The organism is Streptomyces sp. NPDC037290, assembly GCF_055603245.1.
Window position 1 is genome coordinate 16,466 of the sequence record NZ_JBVJVZ010000030.1, and the last position, 22,578, is coordinate 39,043.

The 22,578-nt window shown below is 72.7% G+C and carries 18 protein-coding genes; 9 read left to right on the forward strand and 9 right to left on the reverse strand.

Annotated features, from left to right (window positions below):
• Window positions 1-80: 80 nt before the first annotated feature.
• From ACZ7HQ_RS40375 to ACZ7HQ_RS40385, 3 genes are read left to right on the forward strand one after another with little or no spacing between them, the layout of a single operon-like run.
• Window positions 81-767 (forward strand): DUF6445 family protein, encoded by a 687-nt coding sequence (locus ACZ7HQ_RS40375; protein WP_471001161.1) that lies wholly within the window; start codon window positions 81-83, stop codon window positions 765-767.
• 52 nt (window positions 768-819) lie between these two features.
• Window positions 820-3,060, forward strand: a complete 2,241-nt coding sequence (locus ACZ7HQ_RS40380; protein ID WP_471001164.1) for a hypothetical protein — start codon at window positions 820-822, stop codon at window positions 3,058-3,060.
• Window positions 3,057-3,962: a hypothetical protein gene (locus ACZ7HQ_RS40385; RefSeq protein WP_471001167.1), complete on the forward strand. Its 906-nt coding sequence runs from the start codon at window positions 3,057-3,059 to the stop codon at window positions 3,960-3,962. Before ACZ7HQ_RS40380 ends, ACZ7HQ_RS40385 begins: the two co-directional genes overlap by 4 nt.
• Window positions 3,963-3,990: 28 nt before the next feature.
• On the opposite strand, the gene ACZ7HQ_RS40390 is transcribed toward ACZ7HQ_RS40385, so the two are convergent.
• Complete coding sequence (locus ACZ7HQ_RS40390; protein ID WP_471001170.1) at window positions 3,991-4,335, reverse strand: cytochrome C oxidase subunit I; 345 nt, start codon at window positions 4,333-4,335, stop codon at window positions 3,991-3,993.
• Window positions 4,332-6,050, reverse strand: a complete 1,719-nt coding sequence (gene ctaD, locus ACZ7HQ_RS40395; RefSeq protein WP_471001173.1) for an aa3-type cytochrome oxidase subunit I — start codon at window positions 6,048-6,050, stop codon at window positions 4,332-4,334. Before ctaD ends, ACZ7HQ_RS40390 begins: the two co-directional genes overlap by 4 nt.
• A 190-nt stretch (window positions 6,051-6,240) precedes the next feature.
• On the opposite strand from ctaD, the gene ACZ7HQ_RS40400 reads away from it, so the two are divergent.
• From ACZ7HQ_RS40400 to ACZ7HQ_RS40410, 3 genes are all read left to right on the forward strand, one after another.
• Window positions 6,241-6,942 carry a DUF4328 domain-containing protein gene (locus ACZ7HQ_RS40400; RefSeq protein ID WP_471001176.1) on the forward strand — a complete coding sequence of 234 codons (702 nt, stop codon included), beginning with the start codon at window positions 6,241-6,243 and terminating at the stop codon, window positions 6,940-6,942.
• A 35-nt stretch (window positions 6,943-6,977) separates the two neighbouring features.
• Entirely contained in the window at window positions 6,978-7,643 is a 666-nt protein-coding gene (locus ACZ7HQ_RS40405; protein WP_471001179.1) for an SDR family NAD(P)-dependent oxidoreductase, read from the forward strand.
• 83 nt (window positions 7,644-7,726) lie between these two features.
• Window positions 7,727-8,674, forward strand: coding sequence for an MIP/aquaporin family protein (locus ACZ7HQ_RS40410; RefSeq protein ID WP_471001182.1), 948 nt, complete (start codon window positions 7,727-7,729; stop codon window positions 8,672-8,674).
• Between the two features lie 30 nt (window positions 8,675-8,704).
• On the opposite strand, the gene ACZ7HQ_RS40415 is transcribed toward ACZ7HQ_RS40410, so the two are convergent.
• The 3 genes from ACZ7HQ_RS40415 to ACZ7HQ_RS40425 all read right to left on the reverse strand — a co-directional run bounded on the left by ACZ7HQ_RS40415 (window position 8,705) and on the right by ACZ7HQ_RS40425 (window position 10,790).
• A complete protein-coding gene (locus ACZ7HQ_RS40415; RefSeq protein WP_471001185.1) occupies window positions 8,705-9,070 on the reverse strand; it encodes a transcriptional regulator in 366 nt (121 codons plus the stop codon).
• Window positions 9,067-9,597 carry a hypothetical protein gene (locus ACZ7HQ_RS40420; protein ID WP_471001188.1) on the reverse strand — a complete coding sequence of 177 codons (531 nt, stop codon included), beginning with the start codon at window positions 9,595-9,597 and terminating at the stop codon, window positions 9,067-9,069. Before ACZ7HQ_RS40420 ends, ACZ7HQ_RS40415 begins: the two co-directional genes overlap by 4 nt.
• A gap of 122 nt (window positions 9,598-9,719) precedes the next feature.
• Complete coding sequence (locus tag ACZ7HQ_RS40425) at window positions 9,720-10,790, reverse strand: PucR family transcriptional regulator (RefSeq protein WP_471001191.1); 1,071 nt, start codon at window positions 10,788-10,790, stop codon at window positions 9,720-9,722.
• A gap of 236 nt (window positions 10,791-11,026) precedes the next feature.
• On the opposite strand from ACZ7HQ_RS40425, the gene ACZ7HQ_RS40430 reads away from it, so the two are divergent.
• Window positions 11,027-13,216 carry a flotillin family protein gene (locus ACZ7HQ_RS40430; RefSeq protein WP_471001194.1) on the forward strand — a complete coding sequence of 730 codons (2,190 nt, stop codon included), beginning with the start codon at window positions 11,027-11,029 and terminating at the stop codon, window positions 13,214-13,216.
• 51 nt (window positions 13,217-13,267) lie between these two features.
• Window positions 13,268-18,097: a DNA repair ATPase gene (locus ACZ7HQ_RS40435; RefSeq protein WP_471001198.1), complete on the forward strand. Its 4,830-nt coding sequence runs from the start codon at window positions 13,268-13,270 to the stop codon at window positions 18,095-18,097.
• Between the two features lie 42 nt (window positions 18,098-18,139).
• On the opposite strand, the gene ACZ7HQ_RS40440 is transcribed toward ACZ7HQ_RS40435, so the two are convergent.
• The 4 genes from ACZ7HQ_RS40440 to ACZ7HQ_RS40455 form a co-directional block, all read right to left on the reverse strand.
• Complete coding sequence (locus tag ACZ7HQ_RS40440) at window positions 18,140-18,520, reverse strand: hypothetical protein (protein ID WP_471001201.1); 381 nt, start codon at window positions 18,518-18,520, stop codon at window positions 18,140-18,142.
• A gap of 80 nt (window positions 18,521-18,600) precedes the next feature.
• On the reverse strand, window positions 18,601-19,098 hold the full coding sequence (locus ACZ7HQ_RS40445) for a hypothetical protein (protein ID WP_471001204.1): 498 nt from the start codon (window positions 19,096-19,098) through the stop codon (window positions 18,601-18,603).
• Between the two features lie 55 nt (window positions 19,099-19,153).
• Window positions 19,154-20,053: an SCO2400 family protein gene (locus ACZ7HQ_RS40450; protein ID WP_471001207.1), complete on the reverse strand. Its 900-nt coding sequence runs from the start codon at window positions 20,051-20,053 to the stop codon at window positions 19,154-19,156.
• Window positions 20,054-20,244: 191 nt separating this feature from the next.
• Complete coding sequence (locus tag ACZ7HQ_RS40455; protein ID WP_471001209.1) at window positions 20,245-21,348, reverse strand: hypothetical protein; 1,104 nt, start codon at window positions 21,346-21,348, stop codon at window positions 20,245-20,247.
• A gap of 203 nt (window positions 21,349-21,551) precedes the next feature.
• On the opposite strand from ACZ7HQ_RS40455, the gene sigJ reads away from it, so the two are divergent.
• Window positions 21,552-22,493, forward strand: a complete 942-nt coding sequence (gene sigJ / locus ACZ7HQ_RS40460) for an RNA polymerase sigma factor SigJ (RefSeq protein ID WP_471001212.1) — start codon at window positions 21,552-21,554, stop codon at window positions 22,491-22,493.
• Window positions 22,494-22,578 lie beyond the last annotated feature (85 nt).

The window sequence follows — 22,578 nt, forward strand, 5'->3', positions numbered from 1 at the left end:
TTTCTGTATCCGCGGCAGGTAAAGAAGAGTTGACCATTCCTCGGGAGAGGCGAGACGAAACGCTGGCATAGATTCGCCGCATGCCCCCACAGCCACCGCCCCGCATGCCCGCGGCCCTCCCCGTACTCCCCTACCGCAAGCCCACCAAGGGGCGCGACTACTGGGTCCTGGACGACGCCCTGCCCGACGTGGACGCCGTACGGGAGCGGTGCCTTGCCAAGGACGACTGGGTCAAGGGCTACCCGTACACCTCCGAGACCTGGCCCGGGCTGCGCGCCATGCCCGGCCTCGAACCCGGTGAACTCGCCCGCATCGAGGGCCTGGTGAAGAAGGCCACCGGCGCGAAGGAGCTGTGGGTGCAGCAGGCGCCCGGCGGCGGCACCCTGAACCACAACTGCGTCCAGGTGGTCGGCGAGGGCGAGAGCGAGCCCCGCCCGCACACCGACTCCCGCGCACTGTGCCGGTACGCGGCCGTCCTCTACCTCAACCCGCACGTCCCCAAGGACTGCGGTACCGCCTTCTACCGCCAGTCGCTGCCCGGCGGGCGGCTCGGCGGCAACATCGTCCAGGCCCCGCACAACAACCTCGTCGAGGCCCTGGGCACCCGGTTCGTGCCGGGCGACCACTTCGAGGAGGACGTCCGCGTCCCGCACAGGTACAACCGTCTGCTCCTCTACAACGCCAACCTCGTGCACAGCGCGACCGGTTACCACGGCACCACGCTGGAGGAGAAACGGATGACGGCGGTGTTCTTCTGGATGGCCTGACCGGGTAGGTCCCTGGGGTGCCGGCTGACAGGACCACCGAGGGGAGCCGGGGTTGAGGCGCATCGAGGACCTGGTGCACGGACTGCTGCGGGACGTCGACATCTCGGCCTGGCAGGACGTCGCGCCCGAGCAGTTCGGCGACCGGCCCGAACTGCTCGCGGGATATCTGGAGGAGGCGCCTTTCGACGCCGCGGCGAGGGCCCTGAAGTTCGCCCGGAGCGCCGGGACGCTCTCCTACGACGAGATCGGCTTCCGCTCGCTGAGCGTGACGCCGTTCCAGGGGCCGGTGCCGTTCAAGGGCTTCGCCCAGGCGCGGGCGGACGCCCGGCGACGGGAGCGGTGGCGCGCGTCCGAGCTGCTCGAAACCCTGTTGGAGCAGCAGCCGAAACTCAGACACCGCCCCCTGGACGTGCCGGACGGGCACTGGAACTTCGAGACGGGCGACACCCTCTTCCATCTCGTCCGCAAGGCCGAGGACGGTGAGCCGCAGGACGGCATCGTGTGGTCGTTCCCGCTCAGCGCGCCGCCGCGCATGCTGCTGGACGGAGCGCAGGACCGTGACATGCCGGAGCTGCTGAGCCAGTACGCGCGGTACGAGCCGGCCGGCGGCCGGCGGACGAACTGGTTACCGCTGCCTGTCCTGATCGGCGCCGGCCGTTTCCTGCGGTGCCAGGAGTGGCGTGCGTCGCTGGTCCCCGAGACCCGGCCGGGCCACTACTACTGCTTCCTCTCGCACCGCTGGCTCACGCCCACCGCACCGGACCCCGACGGCGTTCAGGCACAGCTGGCCGCCTGGCAGCTGGTGTCGGCCCTGTGCGAGGCGGTCTACGTGGCGGCGGAGCGCGGCCTGCACACCCCGAGGAAGCACAGCGAGTGGGTCAACGGCCCCGTCGGCGCCTCGGGATCCGACCTGGCCGAGTCCCTGCTCGTCAACGTACTGCGGAAGGCGCTGGACCCGGACGCCCTGGCCGACGTGCACGCGGAGGTGCTGCCGCTCCAGGAGGTCACCGCGGACAACGGCGTGCGGATGGCGCGCTCGGACCCCGGCCTCGCCCGCCTGCGCGCGCTGGTCGGCGCCCGCCCGCTGCTCAGCGGCCTGCTCGCACGGGTCCACGTCTGGTACGACTACAGCTGCGTCCCGCAGTCGCCGCGCACCGCCGAGGAGCAGCTGGAGTTCGAGTTCGCGATGGGACACTTCGGTCTGCTGCAGGCACTGGGCCGGACCGCCGTTCTGCTCGACGACGCCGATGACTATCTGAGCCGGGCGTGGTGCACGCTGGAAGTGCTGACGGCCGACATGCTGCAGAACTTCGACGTGTTGGTGGGGGCCCATCGTCCGACCGTGGTGCAGGGCCGGACCGAACACCATCTGAACATGCTCCTGGAGGACCGGCCGCACGTGGTGTGGCGCGCGGTGCTGGACACCGAGGTGTTCCGGGTCCAGCCGCCTGCCGACTGTCTGCGCAGGCTGGAGGTGGCGGCGACCGACGCCGCGGACCTGCCGGCCATCTACCGGGGGCTGCGTGGGCTGGGCGCCCCGAGAAAGATCCACATCGACGACAGCGAGGTGGTCACCGGCACGTTCCCGCTCCCCGTGGTCGAGCACGGACGCACGATCCTGCTGCCCGCCACCACCGCCAGGGATGTCGAGCAGCCGGAGCCGACCCGGACGACGACGCTGGACTGGACGGGCGCGACCTCGGTGGACTGGATCCCCGACGCGGAGCCGCTCGCGACGCAGTCGCACATCGTCCTCGGACGCAGCCGGTGGCGCAGCTCCTGCCACGTGGCGGTCGTCGGGGCCTGCGAGGGCGAGGCGGTGCTCCACGCCAACTGGGCCGTGGCCCGTGCAGAGGAGCTGCAGCACACGGTGGGAATGCCGGTCGGGTCGGTGAGCTGGCTGGCCACCGACGTGGCGCCGGTCGGTCACTTCGCGCAGGGAACGCTGGGTACGGCCGCGGTGGACGCGCCGTTGTGGGTCCTGGTCGCCGCCGTCATCCGCTTCGTGCGCTGCCCGGTGGTGTCGGGGCTGGTCAACACGCTGCGCGCGGCGGGGTTGCCGTTCGTGACGCTGGCGATCGACGTGCCGGAGGACAACGTCATGCACTTCGCTTCGACAGAAGGCGGAAGCGGAGGAGACGGAAAGGGGAAGGGGAAGGGGAAGGGCGCCGACACCGGAACCGTGGTCCGGGTGGCGGCCCGGCGGACCCCGGCCACCGTGTGGCGGGGCGGGCTCTTCCGGGCCCAGGTGCTCCAGGCGCTGCACGCCTCGGCCTCCGGAGCCGCCCGGTGAACGACGACCGGCTGTTCCTCCGCGACCGTCTCTTCACCGCTGTTCTGCGCGGTGAGGAACGCGTGCTCGCCGACCTGTGCCGGACCCACGCGGACGTGGTCGTCGAGCAGTTCGGCGAGTGGGCCAAGGTGCCGCGGGAGATCCGCGCGGACCAGGGACAGGTCGCCACCTGGGGCCGGATCCTGGTCACGATCGCCGAAGTCATGCAGGACCTCGGACACCCCCAGCCGATGGAGAGGCTCATCCCACGGGGGGTGGCCCACCCGGTCAACAAATGGACGTACCTGTTCAAGAGGGCCCAGGGGTATCACGAGGACGGCGAGTTCGCCGCCGCCTCAGCGGTCCTGCATGAGCTGCTGGCGGACCTGGAAGGCGCTTGGGGACCGTTCGTGGACGACCTGCGGGCCAAGTCCTACGGGATGCTCGGCGCCAACGCGATGCGGACCGGCACCCTTGAGGAAGCGGCTCGGTACACCGAGCGGGCCCTCCAGTGCTGTGTCGAGGCAGGCGACCGCGAAGGGCAGTGGATCTACGCCGAGAACCTCGACGCGTTGTACGCGGCCCGGGAGATCGGGCTCGGCACCCCTCTGGGCCGGCAGCTGACGCGGTACCGGGAACGCATCGCCTACGCACAGGACCTCAGCGACAGCCGACGGCACGTGGCGAGCAACGACGTGCTGCGTGAGCTGCTCGACGCACCCGACGGGGCCCGGGCCGGCGATCAGGCCGGCAGGCGCTACCTGGGCAAGATCTACGGACTGCTCGGCCTGAACCACTTCCGGCTCGGTGACCTCGCCGAGGCCCGGCGGTTCACCGAGCTGGCCCTCGAGGAGTGCCGCAGCCGTCATGACCTCGTGGGCGAGCGCATCTACGCGGCCAACCTGGAAGGCATCGGACGATGAGCCGGGGCGGGTCGCCGGCAGGCGGGTGTCACAGGACCAGCAGCAGGGCGGCCACCGCCGTACAGCCCGCGCACACGGCGAGTGCCACGCCCACACAGCGCCGCCGCAGCTCCTGGTAGCGCTGCTCGTACTCGGCGCGCAGCGACACGCACCGGGCGGCGACCCGTTCCAGGTCCGCCCGGGCCCGCTGCAGGCTGTCGGCGACGTACCGCCGCTCGATCTCCTCGCGCTGCCCGCTCGTCAGCCACTCCAGGGGCCCGGTGAACTGCCGTGCACGCTGCTCCGCCTCGGCGATCCGGGCCTGCCAGAGCAGGTACCCCTCCACCTCGTTGGCCAGCGCGCCGTCGGCCCCCCGCCCGGGCGGTCCGTTCACCCCTGTCCCCGGTCGGTCCTCGCCGGGAGCTGGACCTCTTGCTCACTCACCGCGATGTCGGGGTGGTGCAGGTCGAACGCCGGGGACTCGCTGCGGATCCGCGGCAGGGTGACGAAGTTGTGCCGGGGCGGCGGGCAGGAGGTCGCCCACTCCAGCGAACGGCCGTAACCCCACGGGTCGTCGGTGCCCACCGGCAGGCCGTACCTGGCCGTCTTCCAGACGTTGTAGAGGAACGGCAGCATCGACAGGCCGAGCACGAACGAGCCGATCGTGGAGACCGTGTTCAGGGCGGTGAAGCCGTCGGCGGCCAGGTAGTCGGCGTAGCGGCGCGGCATGCCCTCGGCGCCCAGCCAGTGCTGGATCAGGAACGTGGTGTGGAAGCCGACGAACAGCAGCCAGAAGCACATCTTCCCGAGCCGCTCGTCGAGCAGCTTGCCGGTGAACTTCGGCCACCAGAAGTGGAATCCGGCGAACATGGCGAAGACGACCGTGCCGAAGACCACGTAGTGGAAGTGGGCCACCACGAAGTACGAGTCGGAGACGTGGAAGTCCATCGGCGGCGAGGCCAGGATGACACCGGTCAGGCCGCCGAAGAGGAACGTCACCAGGAAGCCCGCGGCCCAGAGCATCGGCGTCTCGAAGGACACCGAGCCCTTCCACATGGTGCCGATCCAGTTGAAGAACTTCACCCCGGTCGGTACGGCGATGAGGAACGTCATGAAGGAGAAGAACGGCAGCAGGACACCGCCGGTGACGTACATGTGGTGCGCCCACACCGTCACGGACAGACCGGCGATCGCGATGGTCGCGGCGACGAGTCCCATGTAGCCGAAGATCGGCTTGCGGGAGAAGACCGGGATGATCTCGGTGACGATGCCGAAGAACGGCAGGGCGATGATGTACACCTCCGGGTGCCCGAAGAACCAGAAGAGGTGCTGCCACAGCAGCACACCGCCGTTGGCCGCGTCGAAGACATGGGCGCCGAACTGGCGGTCCGCCTCCAGGGCGAACAGCGCGGCGGCCAGCACCGGGAAGGCCAGCAGGACCAGGACGGCGGTCAGCAGCACGTTCCACACGAAGATCGGCATGCGGAACATGGTCAGACCGGGGGCGCGCATGCAGATGATCGTGGTGATGAAGTTGACCGAGCCGAGGATGGTGCCGAACCCGGAGAAGGCCAGCCCCATGATCCACAGGTCGCCGCCGATGCCCGGGCTGCGGACCGCGTCGGTCAGCGGGGAGTAGGCGAACCAGCCGAAGTCGGCCGCCCCGTCCGGGGTGAGGAAGCCGCCGACCGCGATGAGCGAGCCGAACAGGTACAGCCAGTAGGCGAACATGTTCAGCCGCGGGAACGCCACGTCCGGCGCGCCGATCTGCAGCGGCATGATCCAGTTCGTGAAGCCCGCGAACAGCGGCGTCGCGAACATCAGCAGCATCACGGTGCCGTGCATCGTGAACAGCTGGTTGAACTGCTCGTTCGAGATGATCTGCAGCCCCGGCCGGGCCAGCTCGGCGCGCATGATCAGCGCCATCACGCCGCCGGCCAGGAAGAACGCGAAGGACGTCCCCAGATAGAGCGTGCCGATCGTCTTGTGGTCGGTGGTCGTCAGCCACTTCACCACGACGCTGCCGGGCCGCCTGCCCCTGACCGGCACCTCGCTCTCGTACGCCTCCTCCGGCGCGGCGGCACCATGGGGTTCGTTGAGGATGCTCACTGGTCGTCTGTCTCCTGATGCTCGCGGTCCGCGCACGCCCTGACATCGGCTACTCGCCATCCTTGCTGCGCGGCGGCGCGCTCGACGCCCCGAGCGGCCGACGCGCGGCCGATCGCGTGACGGATGCACACGGACGGCGCAACGGCGCCCACGCTGGTGGCCTGCGGCTTCGGTACGACAAGATGGGGCGGTGACCGAACAGAGGGATCAGTCGGCTGCCCGTACGCTCGCGTACCGGCCGGTTCAGGTGACCGGGCAGCTCACTGTCGGGGGACTGCTGCTCGCCGGGCTCGCCTGGGTCGTACGGGGGGTGTGGGAGATCCGGCTCGCCATGGCCGGGGAGCCTGCCGCCGGCCCGCCGGACCAGGGCGACGGGGTGCACCGGCAGCTCACCTCGCTGGAGAACTCGTATCAGCTGGTGACGTCGGCCGGCGGGGTGCTGGTCTTCCTCTGCGCCATGCTCTACCTGTCCTGGCTGCTCAGGCTGCGGGACAACGCGCGGACGCTGTCGGGGGACACGCCGAAGTACGCGGGGATCTGGGTTTTCCTCGGGTGGATCGTGCCGGTGGTCAACCTGTGGTTCCCGCGGGGGATCGTCGTCGACGCGTTCCGCAGCAGCGCGCCCGGGCGGAAGCTTCCCGGCTCCGTCAACGTGTGGTGGGTGCTGTGGCTGGTCGGGATGCTCAGCGGGGTGGGGATCGTGTACCGCGACTCCACGGACCAGATCATCGAGCGTGCCTACACCGAGGGGTGGCCGCTGCTGCTGTCCGACTCGGCCGTCGTGGCCGCCGCCGTCGCCGGGGCCTTCGCCGTCCACGCCGTGACCGCCGCACAGGTGGAGCGGATCCGCGCGGGGTGGACGGCCGGCACCCAGGTGCCCGAGGCCGTGTAGCGGCCGGGCCCGGAGCTGCGGTACGCATGGGTGGTATGAGCTGTATCGCCATCGTGGGTGCCGGGCCGGGGCTCGGGGCCGCCGTCGCGCGGCGCTTCGGGCGGGAGGGGTTCGAGGTCGCTCTCTTCGCCCGGGACCGGGGGCGGCTCGACGAGCTGGTGGAGAACCTCGGCGGCAGCGGGATCGGCGCGCGGGGGTTCGCCGCCGACGTGCGCAGGCCCGAGGAGCTGGCCGCGGCCCTGGAGCGGGCGGCGGGCGAGGTGGGGACCATCGAGGTGCTGCAGTACAGCCCGGTGCCGCACCGGGACTTCATGCGGCCCGTGCTGGAGACCGGGCCCCACGATCTGGTCGGACCCGTCGAGTTCTCGGTGTACGGGCCCGTCGCCGCCGTGCAACAGGTACTGCCGGGCATGCGGCGGCTGGGGCGCGGGACGATTCTGTTCGTCAACGGCGGCACCGCCGTCGTGCCGCACACCGAGCGGGCCGGGACGTCCATCGCGTTCGCCGCCGAGACCGCGTACGGTCATCTGCTGCACGAACGGCTCGCGGGGGAGGGGATCCACGTCGCGCAGCTGGTGATCCCGGGGGCGATCACTCCGGGACACGCGCGCAAGGACCCGGCCGTGCTCGCGGAGACGCTGTGGGGCATGCACCGGGATCGTCAGGGGTTCCGGCACTTCGCCGACGACCTCGACAGCTGACTGGGCACCGTCAACCTGCGGGGCGAGCGTTTGTAGGCCAATATGGTCATATTGGCCGTATTGCTCTCGACAAGGGGGCCTCCATGGCTGTCGAAATCCCTGCGCTCATCAAGCCGTCCCGGCTCAGAAGCCGGGGAGGGCTGCTGGGCGAGTGTCTCGCCGAGTTCCTCGGGACCTTCGTGCTCATCTCCTTCGGCTGCGGTGTGGTCGCGATGGCGGTCGCCGCGCTGCCCGGTTCGGGCCGTGCCGCGACGCCCACCACGATCTTCCTCGCGGCCGGTGACTGGCTGCTGATCACCTGGGGCTGGGCGTTCGCCGTCGTCTTCGGCGTCTACGTCGCCGGCGGCGTGAGCGGTGCCCATCTGAACCCGGCGGTGACGCTGGCCATGGCGGCGCGCCGCGGATTCTCCTGGGCCAAGGTCCTGCCGTACTGGTTCTCGCAGGTCGTGGGCGCGCTCACCGGCGCGGCCCTCGTCTACTTCGTCTACCACCAGGCGATCCACGCCTTCGACGCCGCCGCGCCGGGCCCGAAGGTGAACGGGCACACCAACGCCACCTTCTCCATCTTCGCCACCTTCCCGGCCCCGTACTTCCACGGCGGCATCTGGGGGCCGCTGGTCGACCAGATCGTCGGTACGGCCTTCCTGCTCATGCTGATCGCCGCCGTCATCGACGTGCGCAACCAGGCCGTGAAGGCCAACCTCGGGCCGCTGGTCGTGGGCTTCGTCGTCGCCGCCATCGGCATGTCCTACGGCGCCAACGCCGGCTACGCCATCAACCCGGCCCGTGACTTCGGGCCGCGCCTGTTCACCTACGCGGCGGGCTGGAACAGCCTGGCGTTCCCCGGCAGTGTGCCCGGCTCGTTCAGCGCCTACTGGTGGATCCCGGTCCTCGGGCCGCTGATCGGCGGTGTCGTCGGCATCCTGGTGTACGACCTCTTCGTCGGCGACGTCCTGCTCGTCCGGGCGGAGATGCAGGAGCTGCCGGAGCCGGGCCGGTCGACTCCGGTGCGCACCACCGACGAGGAGTAGGCGGCCGGGTGCAGTGCCGGGCGCCGGCCGTCAGGTGCCGGATGCGCCGGGGGTGTCCGGTGCGTCGGCACCGGTGCTCGCGGACCGGCGGGCCGTCGCCGCGATGTCCTCCAGCGCCGACAGATGGCGGGTGAGCGCCCTGCGGCCGGTGAGCGTGAGCGCGGCCCAGGTGCGCGGGCGCTTGCCGAGGTAGCCCTTGCGGATGCTGACGTAGCCCGTCTTCTCCAACGCGGAAAGGGTCTTGCTCAGCGTGGAGTCGGAGACCTGGCAGTAGTCCCGCAGCACGCCGAACTCCGCCTCGCCGCACGCCGAGAGGTAGGCGGCGAGGGCCAGCCGGGTCGGGTGGTGCAGTTCGCGGTCCAGCGCGGGCGGTGCGTTGCCGGTGGGGTCGGTCATGCGGGGCGGTCCTGCCGGATCGCGCGCAGGACGTACTCCGCGCCGGAGGCCAGGCCGAAGGCGATGAGCCAGCCGGTCCCCCCGTACGCGACGGCGGCCGGCAGGCTGACGGCGAGGGGGATGAAGGGCACCACCCAGGCGTACCAGGCCGGGCGGCCGGGCCCGCCGTCCCGGTTGAACCAGGGTGTCACCCCACCGTGGTGGGCGCCGAGCCAGATCAGCACGAAGAAGCCGGTCAGACTCGCGATGCCGGTGAGGGTCAGCCAGACCCCCCACTGCGGCTCCCGGTCGGCGATGCCCAACGCGGTGAAGCCGACCGCGAAGGCCAGTCCCTGGCCGATCGCGTACCCGCGGGGCCGGTTCCGTTTGTTCGCCTCGCTCGTGCTGCGCGCCGCGGTGCGGGCGGCGCAGGCGGCGGCGAGCGCGGCCTGCGCACCGCGGGCGTCCATCGGTTCCCCCGTGCTGTCCATGTGCGTACCTCCGGTGAGGGCGGGGAGGGGCGGGTGGTCGGGCCGCCTCTCGGTCATAGCGGTAAGCATGGACAGTACTTTCCACAAATGCAAGTACTTTCGGAGGTGCTTAGGAGAGGGCGGAAACCAGTGGAGCAGGGTCACTTGGGCCGTTACCCCCCCGTCCCGGGCGGCGGTCGTCACAGGGGCCGGGCGGGCCAGTCCAGGAGGCGGGCGCCGATCACCGCTGTCTGCAGCGTGTAGCGGTGGGCCGGGTCGGCCGGGTCGGCGCCGGTGAGTTGGTGGATGCGCTCCAGGCGGTACGTCAGCGCGCGGACGCTGAGGGAGAGGCGGCGGGCGGCCTCCGCGGCGACGCAGCCGGCCTCGAAGTACGCCGTCAGGGTGTCCAGGAGGGGTACGGCTCCGCCGCGGGCCCCGGTGAGCGGGCCCAGGGTGTGCAGGACCAGGTCGGCCATCGCCTGCCGGTCCCGGGCCAGCACGGGGTAGACCAGGAGGTCGGCGGCGCGCAGCAGCGGCTCGGCCAGGCGCAGGCGGTCCGCCATCTCCAGGGCGGTGAGCGCCTCCTCGTACGACTGCACCACCCCGCCGGGCCCGTGCTGCGGGCGGCCGATGGCGACCCGGCCGCCGTCCGTCGCCGCGTACGCCTGCTTGGCGAAGTGGATGAGGATCTCGTCGTCGTCACCGGGCGCGACGCACACCAGCCGGCCGTTCTTGGTGGCGAACAGGATGCTGCGGGTGTCGTACCGGGCGAGGACCGCCGCCTCCACCTGGCGGGCCGGCCCGTTGCCCTCGACGTACGCCGCCGGGCCTTCGGCCACGGCCACCGCGTGCGCCCGGGAGAGCCGCAGGCCGAAGCGTTCGGCGCGTTCGGCCAGCCGGCCCAGGTCACTGCGGCCGTAGAGCAGGTCGTCGATGAACTCGCGGCGGGCCGCCTCCTCGCGGCGCACGGTCAGCCGCTGGGCGCGTTCGTAGCCCTCGGCGAACGCGTCGACCGCCTGCTCCACTGCGGCCAGGGCGGCCAGCGTGCTCTCCGCCGAACCAGGACCGACCGGCCAGGCGCCGCGGGCGGCGGCGAGGTGGGCGACGACCAGGGCACGCAGGCCGTGTCCGGTGTCGGCGGCCTGTTCGCCCAGGGCGCGGCGGCCCTGCAACTCCTCCCGGGTCAGCCGGCGGCCGGTGGCCGCGACATCGGCGAGGGCACGGGCGAAGCCGTCCAGATACTGCTCGGGTATCTCCTGCCGGTCCCGCACCCTGCCCCGTCCCCCCGTGGATCTTGACGCGCCGGTGACGCTTTCTTAGCGCATGTCCGGCATGCAGAACCTAGTGAACACTGCCGGAAGTCGGCAATGCGCGGACGGGTGTTCCCCTCGCACCATTGCCGCAGGGGAGCACTACGGGGGGTTCCGGTGCCGGGCATCCACGGGTGTCCGGCACCGGAACTGTTACGAGGGGCTCCGATCCGTCGTCTCAGGCAAGGACGTGTGGCATGGAAGCCCTCGGCGTGCTCGTCGCCGTCTGTCTCGTCGCCGTGGTGCTCGCGGTGTTCGCGTTCTCCCGGCTGTACCGCAAGGTGGACCAGAGCCAGGCCCTGATCGTGTCGAAGACGCGCCAGGTGGACGTGTCCTTCACCGGCCAGGTCGTGCTGCCGATCCTGCACAAGGCCGAGGTCATGGACATCTCGGTGAAGACCATCGAGATCAGCCGCTCGGGGCGGGACGGACTGATCTGCCGGGACAACATCCGCGCCGACATCCGGATCCTGTTCTTCGTGAAGGTCAACAAGACCGTCCCGGACGTCATCAAGGTCGCCCAGACCGTCGGCACCGAGCGCGCCAGCCACCAGGACACGCTCCAGGAGCTGTTCCACGCGAAGTTCTCCGAGGCGCTGAAGACCGTCGGCAAGCAGATGGACTTCACCGACCTCTACACCAAGCGCGAGGAACTCCGGTACCACATCATCGAGTTGATCGGCATCGACCTCAACGGCTACCACCTCGAGGACGCGGCGATCGACTACCTGGAGCAGACCCCGCTCTCCCAGATGGACCCGGCCAACGTCCTCGACGCCGAGGGCATCCGCAAGATCACCGAGCTGACGGCGGTCGAGCACGTGCGCACCAACGAGGCCAGGCGCAACGAGCAGAAGGAGATCACCCGCCAGGACGTCGACGCCCGCGAGGCCATCCTGGAACTGGAGCGCCGCCAGGCGGACGCCGAGATCAAGCAGAAGCGGGAGATCGAGACCTCCCGGGCCCGCGAGGAGGCCGAGACCGCCCGCGTGGTGGAGGAGGAACGGCTGCGCGCGCAGGGCGCCTTCCTGCGGACCGAGGAACAGCTCGGTGTGCAGCGCGAGAACCAGGCCCGCGAGATCGCGGTCGCCGCGAAGAACCGCGAGCGGGTCATCGCCGTCGAGAACGAGCGGATCGAGAAGGACCGGCTCCTCGAGGTCATCGCGCGGGAGCGGGAGACCCAGCTGACCAGGATCGCCGCCGACAAGGAGGTCGAGGCGGAGAAGCGGGAGATCGCCGAGGTCGTCCGGGAGCGGGTCGCGGTGGACCGTACGGTCGCCGAGCAGGAGGAGTCCATCAAGAAGCTCCGCGTGGTGGAGGAGGCCGAGCGCGAGCGGCAGGCCCTCGTCATCGCCGCCGAGGCGGAGGCGCAGGAGAAGCTGGTCAAGGACATCAAGGCCGCCGAGGCCGCCGAGCAGGCCGCCACGCACCGGGCCGCCGAGGAACTCACCCTGGCGGAAGCGCGGTTGAAGACCGCCGACATGGACGCCCGGGCCAAGCTGCGGCTCGCCGAGGGCGTCCAGGCCGAGGCCGCCGCCGAGGGGCTCGCCGCCGTACAGGTCCGCGACAAGGAGGCCGAGGTCACGGTGAAGGCCGGCCGCGCGGAGGCGGAGGCCACCGAGGCACGGCTGCGGGCCGAGGCCGAGGGCACGCAGGCCAAGGCGCTCGCCGAGGCGGAGGGCGCGCGGGCGAAGGGTCTCGCGGAGGCCGAGGGCGCGCGGGCGGCGGCGGAGGCCACCGAGGCGCGGCTCAAGGCGGAGGCGGAGGGCACCCGGGCGAAGGGGCTGGCCGAGGCGGAGGGTGCGAAGGCGAGGGCGCTGGCCGAGGCCACCGCCATCGGCGAGAAGCTGAAGGCGGAGGCCGCGGGTCTGACCGAGAAGGCCGCCGCGATGGCAGCGCTGGACGAGGCCTCGCGCGGGCACGAGGAGTACCGGCTGCGGCTGCAGGCGGAGAAGGAGATCCGGCTGGCCGGCCTGGAGACCCAGCGGCAGGTGGCCGAGGCGCAGGCGACGGTGCTGGCGACCGGTCTGGAGAACGCCGACATCGACATCGTCGGCGGGGAGTCCGTCTTCTTCGACCGCCTGGTGTCCTCCATCTCCCTCGGCAAGGGCGTGGACGGCTTCGTCGAGAACTCCCGCACCGCACAGGCGCTGGCGAAGCCCTGGCTGGACGGCACGGGCAGCTTCACCGACGACCTCTCCCGCGTCCTCGGCTCGCTCGGCTCGGCGGACGTGCGGAACCTGACGGTGTCGGCGCTGCTGGCGAAGCAGATCAGGACCGGCGGCCCGCAGGCGGGGCAGCTCCAGAAGCTCCTCGACCGGGCGAGCGAGCTGGGCCTTTCGGACACACCGGTGACGGCCCTGAACGGGAGCGGTACGGCGAGCTGACAAGCAGCGCCGCTCGTAGCCGCACAGTCCACGAAGGGAAACCCCACCGCCATGGCAACCGACGGTGCCGTAGACGCCGGTACCTACGAGGTCCTCCGTGACCGGCTCGCCGCGCAGGCGACCGAGCTCGCCCGGCGGGCGGAGGCGCTCAACGCCCGCCGTGTCGAGGAGTTCGGCTCGGCGCGGCTGGACCTCGCGGTCACCGCCCGCCTCCGCACCGAGCACGCGTCCACGCCGAGCGACATCGTGGCCGTGGGGAACACCCTGCTCCTCGGCGGAACCGGCGGAACCGGCGGAACCGGCGGAACCGGCGGAACCGGCGGGGTCACGGACGTGCTGGCGCTGTACGACCGTGACGGGCAGCGGGTGCCCGAGGACGCCGTACCGGGGCTGCTCGACGACCCCGCGTTCGTACGGGAGTTCACCGCCCTGCACCGCTACTACCGGCAGGCCCGGCTGCTGCGGCTGCGCCGCCTCGACAGCCGGCTGCTGGCGGTGTTCCGCACCGGGGAGAAGGCCGAGGACGTCCGCGTCCTGCGCTGGAGCGTCGCCGACGACGGCCGGGTGCGGTTCCTCGACGCGCGCGGCGACCGCGACGACGTCTTCCCGCCGGCCCAGGACGTGACCTGGACGGAGACGACGCGCGAGGACCACGTGCTGGGGCGTGCGCCGTACGTCGCCGTCCCCGGTGGCCTCGGCGTGGCGACCGTCGGCGGGAACCTGACCCTGCGCGGCCCGGACGGCGACGAGCTGTTCACGGAACCCGTGCAGGAGCCGCTGCAGGCGCTCGCGGACGCGGCCGTCGCACACGCCCAGGCAGGCCCGCTGACGCTGCTGCGGGTGCGGCCGTACAAGGAGGACGCCGACCGGTACCTGGTCTTCGACACGCTGTCCCGCACGGTGGTGCGGCTCGACGGGATCGGGCAGGCGTGCCGGCGGCTGCCGGAGGACCAGGGCATCGTCTTCCCGGGCGGCTACTGCCTGGCCGGGGGTACGCACAAGACGTACGAACTCGACGCCCGGGGACTGGAGTTCGAGCGGGAGGTGCGCGCGCCGAACGGCGAGGACGTGCTGTACGCCTTCCGGTCCCGCACCGAGGGCCGCACGCTGCTGTTGTCGTACAACACCCTGCGCAAGGAGGTCGCCACCCCGCTGCCGTGCCGGGGCTGGGCGCTGTTCGAGGACGGCGCGCTCGCCGTGCTGCGTGGCGGGGGCGAGGAGCCCGCGCACACGCACCCCGTCCAGTGGTGGACCTCGCCGTACGTCTCCGACACCCACGCGGCCGCCCTGCGCACCGGCACCGGCGCGCTCGCCCGGGTCGGCAACGCGGACCTCGTGCGCGGGCTCGCCGACTGTCTGTCCGTGGCCGGGCTGGTCGCCGACGGCATCGGGACCAGCGAGGGCTACCGGGCGCTGGCCGCAGCCTGTGTGCGGGCCGCCGACACCCACCACTGGTTCGCCGAGCCCGGACTCGGCGACCTGGCAGGCCCGTTGACGGCGGTCCGGGGCACCGCCGAGCAGGTGCTGGCCGAGTTCGAGACCGTACGGGAACTGACCCGTCAGGCGGCCGAGGCGCTGGACGAGGCCGCCGAACGGATCGCCGCCGTCGTGCGCCGGCTGCGCGGCGAGGCGCCGCGCGAGGCCGCCGCGTGGGTGCGCGGACTGACCGAACTGAGGCAGGCGCACGGGCACGTGCTGACGCTGCGGGAGCTGCGGTACGTCGATGCCGCCCGGGTGGCGGCGCTGGCCGCCGAGGCCGAGTCCGACCTCGTGGCCTTCGGCCGGCGTGCGGTGACGTACCTGGCGCGTGCGGACGCCTTCACCGGACAGCAGGAGGAGGTCGAGCGGCTCGTCACCGAGGCGGCCGGGATCGAGACGGTCGCCGCGGCCGGGCCCGTCGCCGACCGGCTCGACGAACTCGCCGCCGGGCTGCGCACGGTCACCGAGGTCGTCACCGGCCTCGACATCGCCGACGCCACCGTCCGTACGGCCGTCCTGGAACGGATCGCCGAGGTGCTGGGCGGGGTCAACCGGGCCCGCGCCACCCTCGACGGCCGCCGCCGCGTCCTCCAGGGGCGGGAGGGCCGGGCCGAGTTCGCCGCCGAGACCGCGCTGCTCGCCCAGGCCGTCACCGCCGCGCTCGCCGTGTCCGGCACGCCGGAGGAGTGCGACGACCAGCTCGCCGCCGTCCTCGCCCGGGTGGAGGACCTGGACGGCCGGTTCGCCGAGTACGACGACTTCCTCACCGAACTCGCCGACCGGCGCGCCGAGATCCACGAGGCGTTCGCCGCCCGCAAGCAGTCCCTGGCCGACGCCCGCGCCCGCCGCGCCGAACAGCTCGCCGTCTCCGCCGGCCGGATGCTGGACACCGTCGGACGGCGTGCGGCCACGCTCGCCGACACCGATGCCGTCACCACCTACTTCGCCTCCGACCCGCTGGTCGCCAAGGTCCGCCGCACCGCCGACGAGCTGCGCGCCCTCGGCGACAGCGTGCGCGCCGAGGAACTCGACGGGCGGCTGAAGGCGGCCCGCCAGGAGGCCGCCCGCGCCCTGCGCGACCGTGCCGACCTGTACACCGAGGACGGCCGCACGCTCCTGCTCGGCGGCCACCGCTTCGCCGTCAACACCCAGCCGCTCGACCTCACCCTCGTCCCGCACGGCGACGGTCTCGCCTTCGCGGTCACGGGCACGGACTACCGCGCCCCGGTCACCGACCCCGGCTTCGCCGCGCACCGCCCCTGCTGGGACCGTCAGCTGCCCTCCGAGTCACCCGAGGTCTACCGCGCCGAGCACCTCGCCGCCCGCCTGCTCGCCGAGCACGGCCCGGCCGCCCTCGCCGCCGCCGACGACCTGCCGGGCCTGGTCCGCCGGGCGGCGCAGGAGGCGTACGACGAGGGCTACGAGCGCGGGGTCCACGACCACGACGCGACGGCCGTGCTCCGTGCCCTGCTGCCCCTGTACGAGGACGCCGGCACCCTGCGCCACGAGCCCGCCGCCCGTGCCGCCGCCCAGCTGTTCTGGGCGCACGGCACCACTGGGGAGGCCCGGACCGCGTGGGCCCGGCGGGCGGTGTCGCTGGCCCGCGCCCGGGACGCCTTCGGTGCCGTACCGGCCATCGGGGAGCTGGAGCGGGAGCTGGCCGGGGCGATCGATGCCTGGGACGCCGAGGCGGCGGGCGGGCCGGCCGCCGCCTACCTCTTCGAGGAGCTGACCCGTGGCCCGGAGGGCTTTGTCCTCGGCGCCACGGCGCGCACCCTGCTGGAGAAGTTCCGGCACACGGACGGGAGTTACCGGGCCGATCTGGAGGGGCTGACGGACCTCGCCGCGCGCCGGCAGGTGGTGCACGCCTGGCTCGCCGCGTACGCCGCCGCCACCGGCACCGAGGCCGGACCGGGCGAACTGGCCGAGGCGGTCGCCGCCGAACTCTGCCCCGCCCTGCCCCGCTACGACGGCGACGCCCCGCTCACCGCGACGGCGGAGGGCCTGCTGGGCACGCACCCGCGCGTCCTCGACGGCCGACTGCGCCTGCGCATCGACGAGTTCCTGGCCCGTACCGCCCGCTTCACGGCCGAGGACGTGCCCGCCTTCCGCGCCTACCAGCGCCACCGTGCGGCCCTCGTGGCCACCGAACGCGACCGGCTCGGCCTGGACGACCACCGGCCGCGCGTCATGTCGGCGTTCGTCCGCAACGGCCTCGTCGACGAGGTCTACCTCCCTCTGATCGGCGACAGCCTGGCCCGCCAGCTGGGCACCACCGGCGCGTCCAAGCGCACCGACACCGGCGGCCTGCTCCTGCTGATCTCCCCGCCCGGCTACGGCAAGACGACCCTGATGGAGTACGTCGCCGACCGGCTCGGCCTGATGCTGGTCAGGGTCAGCGGCCCGGCGCTCGGCCACACCGTCACCTCGCTGGACCCGGCCGACGCACCGAACGCCACCGCACGCCGTGAGATCGAGAAGGTCAACTTCGCGCTGGCGGCGGGCAACAACACCCTGCTGTACCTGGACGACATCCAGCACACCTCCCCCGAACTGCTGCAGAAGTTCATCCCGCTGTGCGACGCCACCCGGCGTGTGGACGGGGTGTGGGACGGCGAGCCGCGCACCTACGACCTGCGCGGCAAGCGGTTCGCCGTGTGCATGGCCGGCAACCCCTACACCGAGTCCGGCGAACGCTTCCGCATCCCCGACATGCTCGCCAACCGGGCCGACGTGTGGAACCTCGGCGACGTCCTCACCGGCAAGGAGGACGTCTTCGCGCTCAGCTTCGTCGAGAACGCCCTGACCGCCAACCCGGTGCTCTCCCCGCTCGCCGCCCGTGACCGCGCCGACCTGGACCTGCTGGTCCGGCTGGCCGCCGCCGACCCCACGGCCCGCCCCGACCGGCTGGCCCGGCCGATGCCGGCGGCCGAACTGGACGGCGTCCTCGCGGTGTTGCGGCATGCGCTGGCGGTCCGCGACACGGTCCTCGAGGTCAACCGGGCCTACATCGCCTCCGCCGCCCAGTCGGCGGCCACCCGCACCGAACCGCCCTTCCGCCTCCAGGGTTCCTACCGCGACATGAACCGGATCGCCCAGCGGCTGCGGCCGGTCATGAACGACGCCGAACGCGAGGCGGTCGTCGACGACCACTACACCGCCGAGGCCCAGACCCTGACCACGGGCGCCGAGGCCAACCTGCTGAAACTGGCCGAACTGCGCGGCACGCTCGACGCCGGACAGGCCGCCCGCTGGGCCGCGGTGAAGACCGCGCACGCACGCGCCCGTGCGCTCGGCGGGCCCGGGGAGGATCCCGTGAGCCGGGCGGTGGCCGCGCTGGGACTGCTCGCGGACCGGATCGCGGCGGTGGAGTCGGCCATCGAGCGCGTGCGGGAGCGTTGAGGGGGAGCGTCCGCGGGGGCGGGTGCGTTGCGTCGCGGCCGGTCAGAAGTCGATGTTCGAGTGCTGGAACCCTTCGCCCAGGGCGTGGATCGCGACCACCCACATCAGCAGCGTCCCCAGGAGCGCACCGGCCGCCGCCCACACCGCGGCCCGGCGCCGGAGCAGCCCACCGGTGGCGCCGAGGACGACCGCACCGCAGACCGGTCCGCCGACGAGCACCAGACCCCAGTTCACCGCCGACATCACGCGCTCCCGCTGCCCCCGGCAGGCGGTCGCCCGGCCGAGGCAGTCGAGGGACTCATGGCTGAAGCGGTACCACGCGTACAGCAGGGGCAGCAGCAGGAACGCGGTCGCCATCAGCAGCGCGACGACCGGGCCACGGTCGGGCGGGCGCGCGGGGGAGGTCTCGGAAGCAGGGTTCATCCCGCGATCGTGGCCGGGCGCCTGCGCGGCGCGCATCCGTTGTCGTACTCACCTCGTTCCGCGCCGGTACGGACGTGCCGTCAGCAGCCGGTGTTCGGGAGCAGGGGGACGAACTGGACGCGGCTGCGGTCGTCGGCGTCCAGGACGCGGTCGTAGTCGACGCGGTCGACGCGGTACCAGACGTCGTTCTGTCCGCGGTCGCCGTTCACGTCGTCCAGGCGGACGCACCAGCGCTCCGGGCGGAGCTCCCTGCGGTAGGTCTCGGTGCCGTGCGCCACCTTGTGACAGGTCTGGTCGTGCTCGGTGGTGTACCAGGTGCGGGTACGGCGGTGGCCGCCGGAGCCGGAGGCCGAGGAGTGGCTGACCCGGTGGGTGCTCGTGGTGCAGCGTCTGACCAGGTGCGGGCGGGTGGCCCGGGTGGTCCTCCGGGTGACGTGGCGGACCGTGTCCTTGAGGCCGCGGACGGGATGCGGGCTCGCGGAGGGCGACGCCTTGTCGCCGCCGCCGCAGGCGGTGAGTGTGGCCAGCAGGACCGCCGCCACCGCGGTCACGGTCAGTCTCAGGTGTGTGCCGAACATGGTTCTCCCCCGCTCATCGGAGGCGCAGCGTAGCCGATCAGTGGAGGCACGGGGTTCAGCCGAGGCACACCAGCACCAGGCAGAGCCGGCCGGACGAGGTCGACGCCGGGTCCGCGGGGGACGCGGAGGAACCGCTGCCGGTGGTGTTGGCGGGGGCCGGCTGTGCGGTCGTACCGGAGCCGCTGGAGCCGCCGGAGCCGCCGGACGTGCCGCCGGTCGTGGTGGAGGTGCCGCCGCTCGTGCCGGACGAGGACGGTGCCGTGTGCTGCGGCTGCGGGGCCGCCGGTGCGGCCGCGTGCGGGGCCACGGCGGTGCTGTGCGTGCGGGCGGCCTGCTGTGCCGTGTGCGGCGTGGCCGCGAGGATCTGCTGGTGCGGCGCGTGCACGGCGGCCGTGCGTGCCGTCGGGGCGGCGGGCGTGTGCCGGTGCTGCGCGGGGGCGGCCGGTGCCGGCGTGGACGCCGGGCGGCTGGGCGCGGCCGACGGCTCGTCGGTGAGGCCCATGCTGCGGTTGTCCGGTGCGCTGGCCGCCTGGGCCCGGTCACCGGAGCCGCGGTCCAGCGAGGCGAGCGTCAGGCCGCCGCCGACCAGCGCGACGGCCGTCGCGACCACGGCCCGGCGCTGGCTCTTCTTCCAGCGGGCCCGCTGCCGGCGCCTGGCGGCGCGGCCCTGCGGGGCGGGCGGGGCGTCCGTGACATCGGCGGACGGCGCGTCGGTGAGCTCGGCGGGCGGCGCGTCCGTGGCGCCGGCGGCCGGTGCTTGGGTGGCAGCGGCGGCCGGTGCGAGGGGCGCTGTCCCGGGGTCGAACCAGTCCTGGCCGGCGGGGCCCTCGGTGCCGAGGCGGCTGGTGCCGAGGCCGTCGGTACCGGGCGGGGCTATGTCGGGGGCGTAGGCACCGCACCCGGGACAGACCAGGGCACCGTTGAGGTGCCGGCGGCACGAGGAGCAATAGTCCATGTGTGGTCTTCCTGAGTCCAGGGGTGCGGGCGATCAGTCACGCTAACGAGCCTTTCGAAAGGCTGTGTGTAGCCCGTGTGGCACTCCTGCACAGATTCGTGGGGTTCTTTTCCCGTGTCCGCGGCGCTCCAGTCCAGACAGGGCCTGCAGCGGACGCACGGTGCCGCGGGACGTCCCGGCCGGGACGCCGCCTACGACCGGGTGGCCGTCCCGCAGGTCGTGTCGCCGGCGTTCCGGTTGCCGGAGTCGATCGGCGCGCTCCGGTCGTACGGGTCGACGGCCGGGCCGTCGTCCGGGCTCGCCGACGCGCCCTCGGCCCCGGACTCGGGGTTCAGATATCCGGTGTACGTGCCGCAGCCGCCGTTGGTGGTGTCCACCTTGTACGACAGGAGCGAGAACGTCCCCTGCTCGGTGACCACCTTCGACGGGTCGTCCCAGCTCATGACGATCTCGCGGCGCACGATGGTGCGTTCGACGTCGTCGCTCCCCGCCGCGGCGCGCACGACCGGATAGACGAACGTGACATCGGCCGTCACCTCGACCGCGCCCCGCTCGCCCTCCCGGTACGTGAGCCGCCCCCGGGTCTTGACCACGTCCCCGACGAGCCGGACCTTCGCCCTGTCGAACCGGCTGAACAGCAGCAGCGGGTCGTCCTTGCGGCTGGGCGTGCGGAACGCGGTCGCCAGGTAGGCCCGGACGTCCTGCTGATGGGGGTTGATCAGCGCGATCGCCTTCTCCGGCCGCTTCCCCTCCAGCACACCGCGGTCCAGGCCGGCCGCGACGAGGAAGTCCCGGCTGCGGGTGAGTGCCTGCGCGACCTGTGCCCTGCTCATCCAGCCGGTCGCCCGTGCCGCGGGCACGCCGATCCCCGCTGCCCCGTCACCCCAGCGAGCCGCCGGTGATCCCCTGAACGGCTGCTCCGGAGTGGGCCGTTGGGTTGCCGCCGCGGTCGGCGGCGGCTGGTCCGGGCGCCTGGACTCCACGGCGAGCGGCGCACCACCGCCGTCCTTGCCGCCGCCCCCGAACCATCCGGTCACCCGCGCCGGGTTCAGCGCCACGGCCAGCACTCCTGCCGCGACCAGCAGACCGACCACGTACCGGGCCTTGCCGCCGCGCCGCCGAGGCGGTTCATGGCTCCGCCACGCGTCCGGCCGGCCGGGTTCCTCCTGCAGCCGCCGCGTCACCATCCGGGCCCTTGCGGACGGCTCCTTGGGCGCGTCCTGGGCCCCGGCCCCGGCCTCCCGCAGGAAGCGCTCCCACTCCTCGTCCGATATGGACTCCCCGCCCTTGCCCATGACGAACCCCCGCCCCTCGCGCCGCTCATCCGCCCCGCATCATCACACAGCCCGGTCCGCCGGCCGGCGCCGCCTGTGCTTGGCGGGCCGACCGCGACCGATGAGGTGACGCCGGATCAGATCAGCCTGTACGGCGGCGGCTGGGCGTGCGGTGAGCCCACGGCGCCGGGAAGGGCGGGCCGGTCCGGGCTAGGATCCCGTCCATGGCCCTGACCGCGAACGACGTGGACCGGTTCGAGGCCTCCAGGCCGCGCCTGGAGGCCATCGCCTACCGCCTGCTCGGCTCGGCGAGCGAAGCCGAGGACGCCGTGCAGGACACGTTCCTGCGCTGGCAGGCGGCCGACGCCGAGCGCGTCGAGGTCCCCGAGGCGTGGCTGACGAAGGTGCTCACCAACCTGTGCCTGAACCAGCTCACCTCGGCCCGCGCGCGGCGCGAGACCTACGTGGGCCAGTGGCTCCCCGAGCCGCTGCTCGCCGGGGACCCGATGCTCGGCCCGGCCGACACCGCCGAACAGCGCGAATCGGTGTCGTACGCGGTCATGGCCGTGCTGGAGCGCCTGTCCCCGGGCGAGCGGGCCGTCTACGTCCTGCGGGAGGCCTTCGCCTACTCGCACCGGGAGATCGCCGAGATCCTCGACCTCACCGAGGCCGCCAGCCAGCAGATCTTCCACCGCGCCAAGAAGCACGTCGCGGACGGCAGGGCCCGCGCCGAGATCGATGGGGCCGCCGCCCGGCGGATCATCGACGAGTTCCTCGCGGCCGCCACCAGCGGCCGGACCGAGCCGCTCGTACGGCTGCTCACCCAGGACGCCGTCTCGATCGGCGACGGCGGCGGCAAGGTCCCGGCCCGCGCGAAGGCGTTCGAGGGCGCGCTCGCGGTCGCGAAGTTCATGCGCGGCCTGTTCAAGCCGAGCAAGGCCAAGCACGACCTGGTCGGCGGCTCACCCGAGATCCATGCCGCGACCGCCAACGGCGGTCCCGCCCTCGTCGCGGTCCTCGACGGCCGGGTCATCGGCGTCATGTGCCTGGAGATCACCCCCGAGGGCATCGCCGCGTTCCGCAACCAGGTCAACCCCGACAAGCTCGAACGCGCGACCCGGCGATGGGCGGCCACCGACCATGGCGCCCCCCTGATCCGCATGTGAGGTGCTTCACACCGCGCTCCTGTCAGGAAACGGCGGGCCGTCCGGTTCAAGGGGCGACCGTCAGACCGGAGCGCCCAGAAGGAGC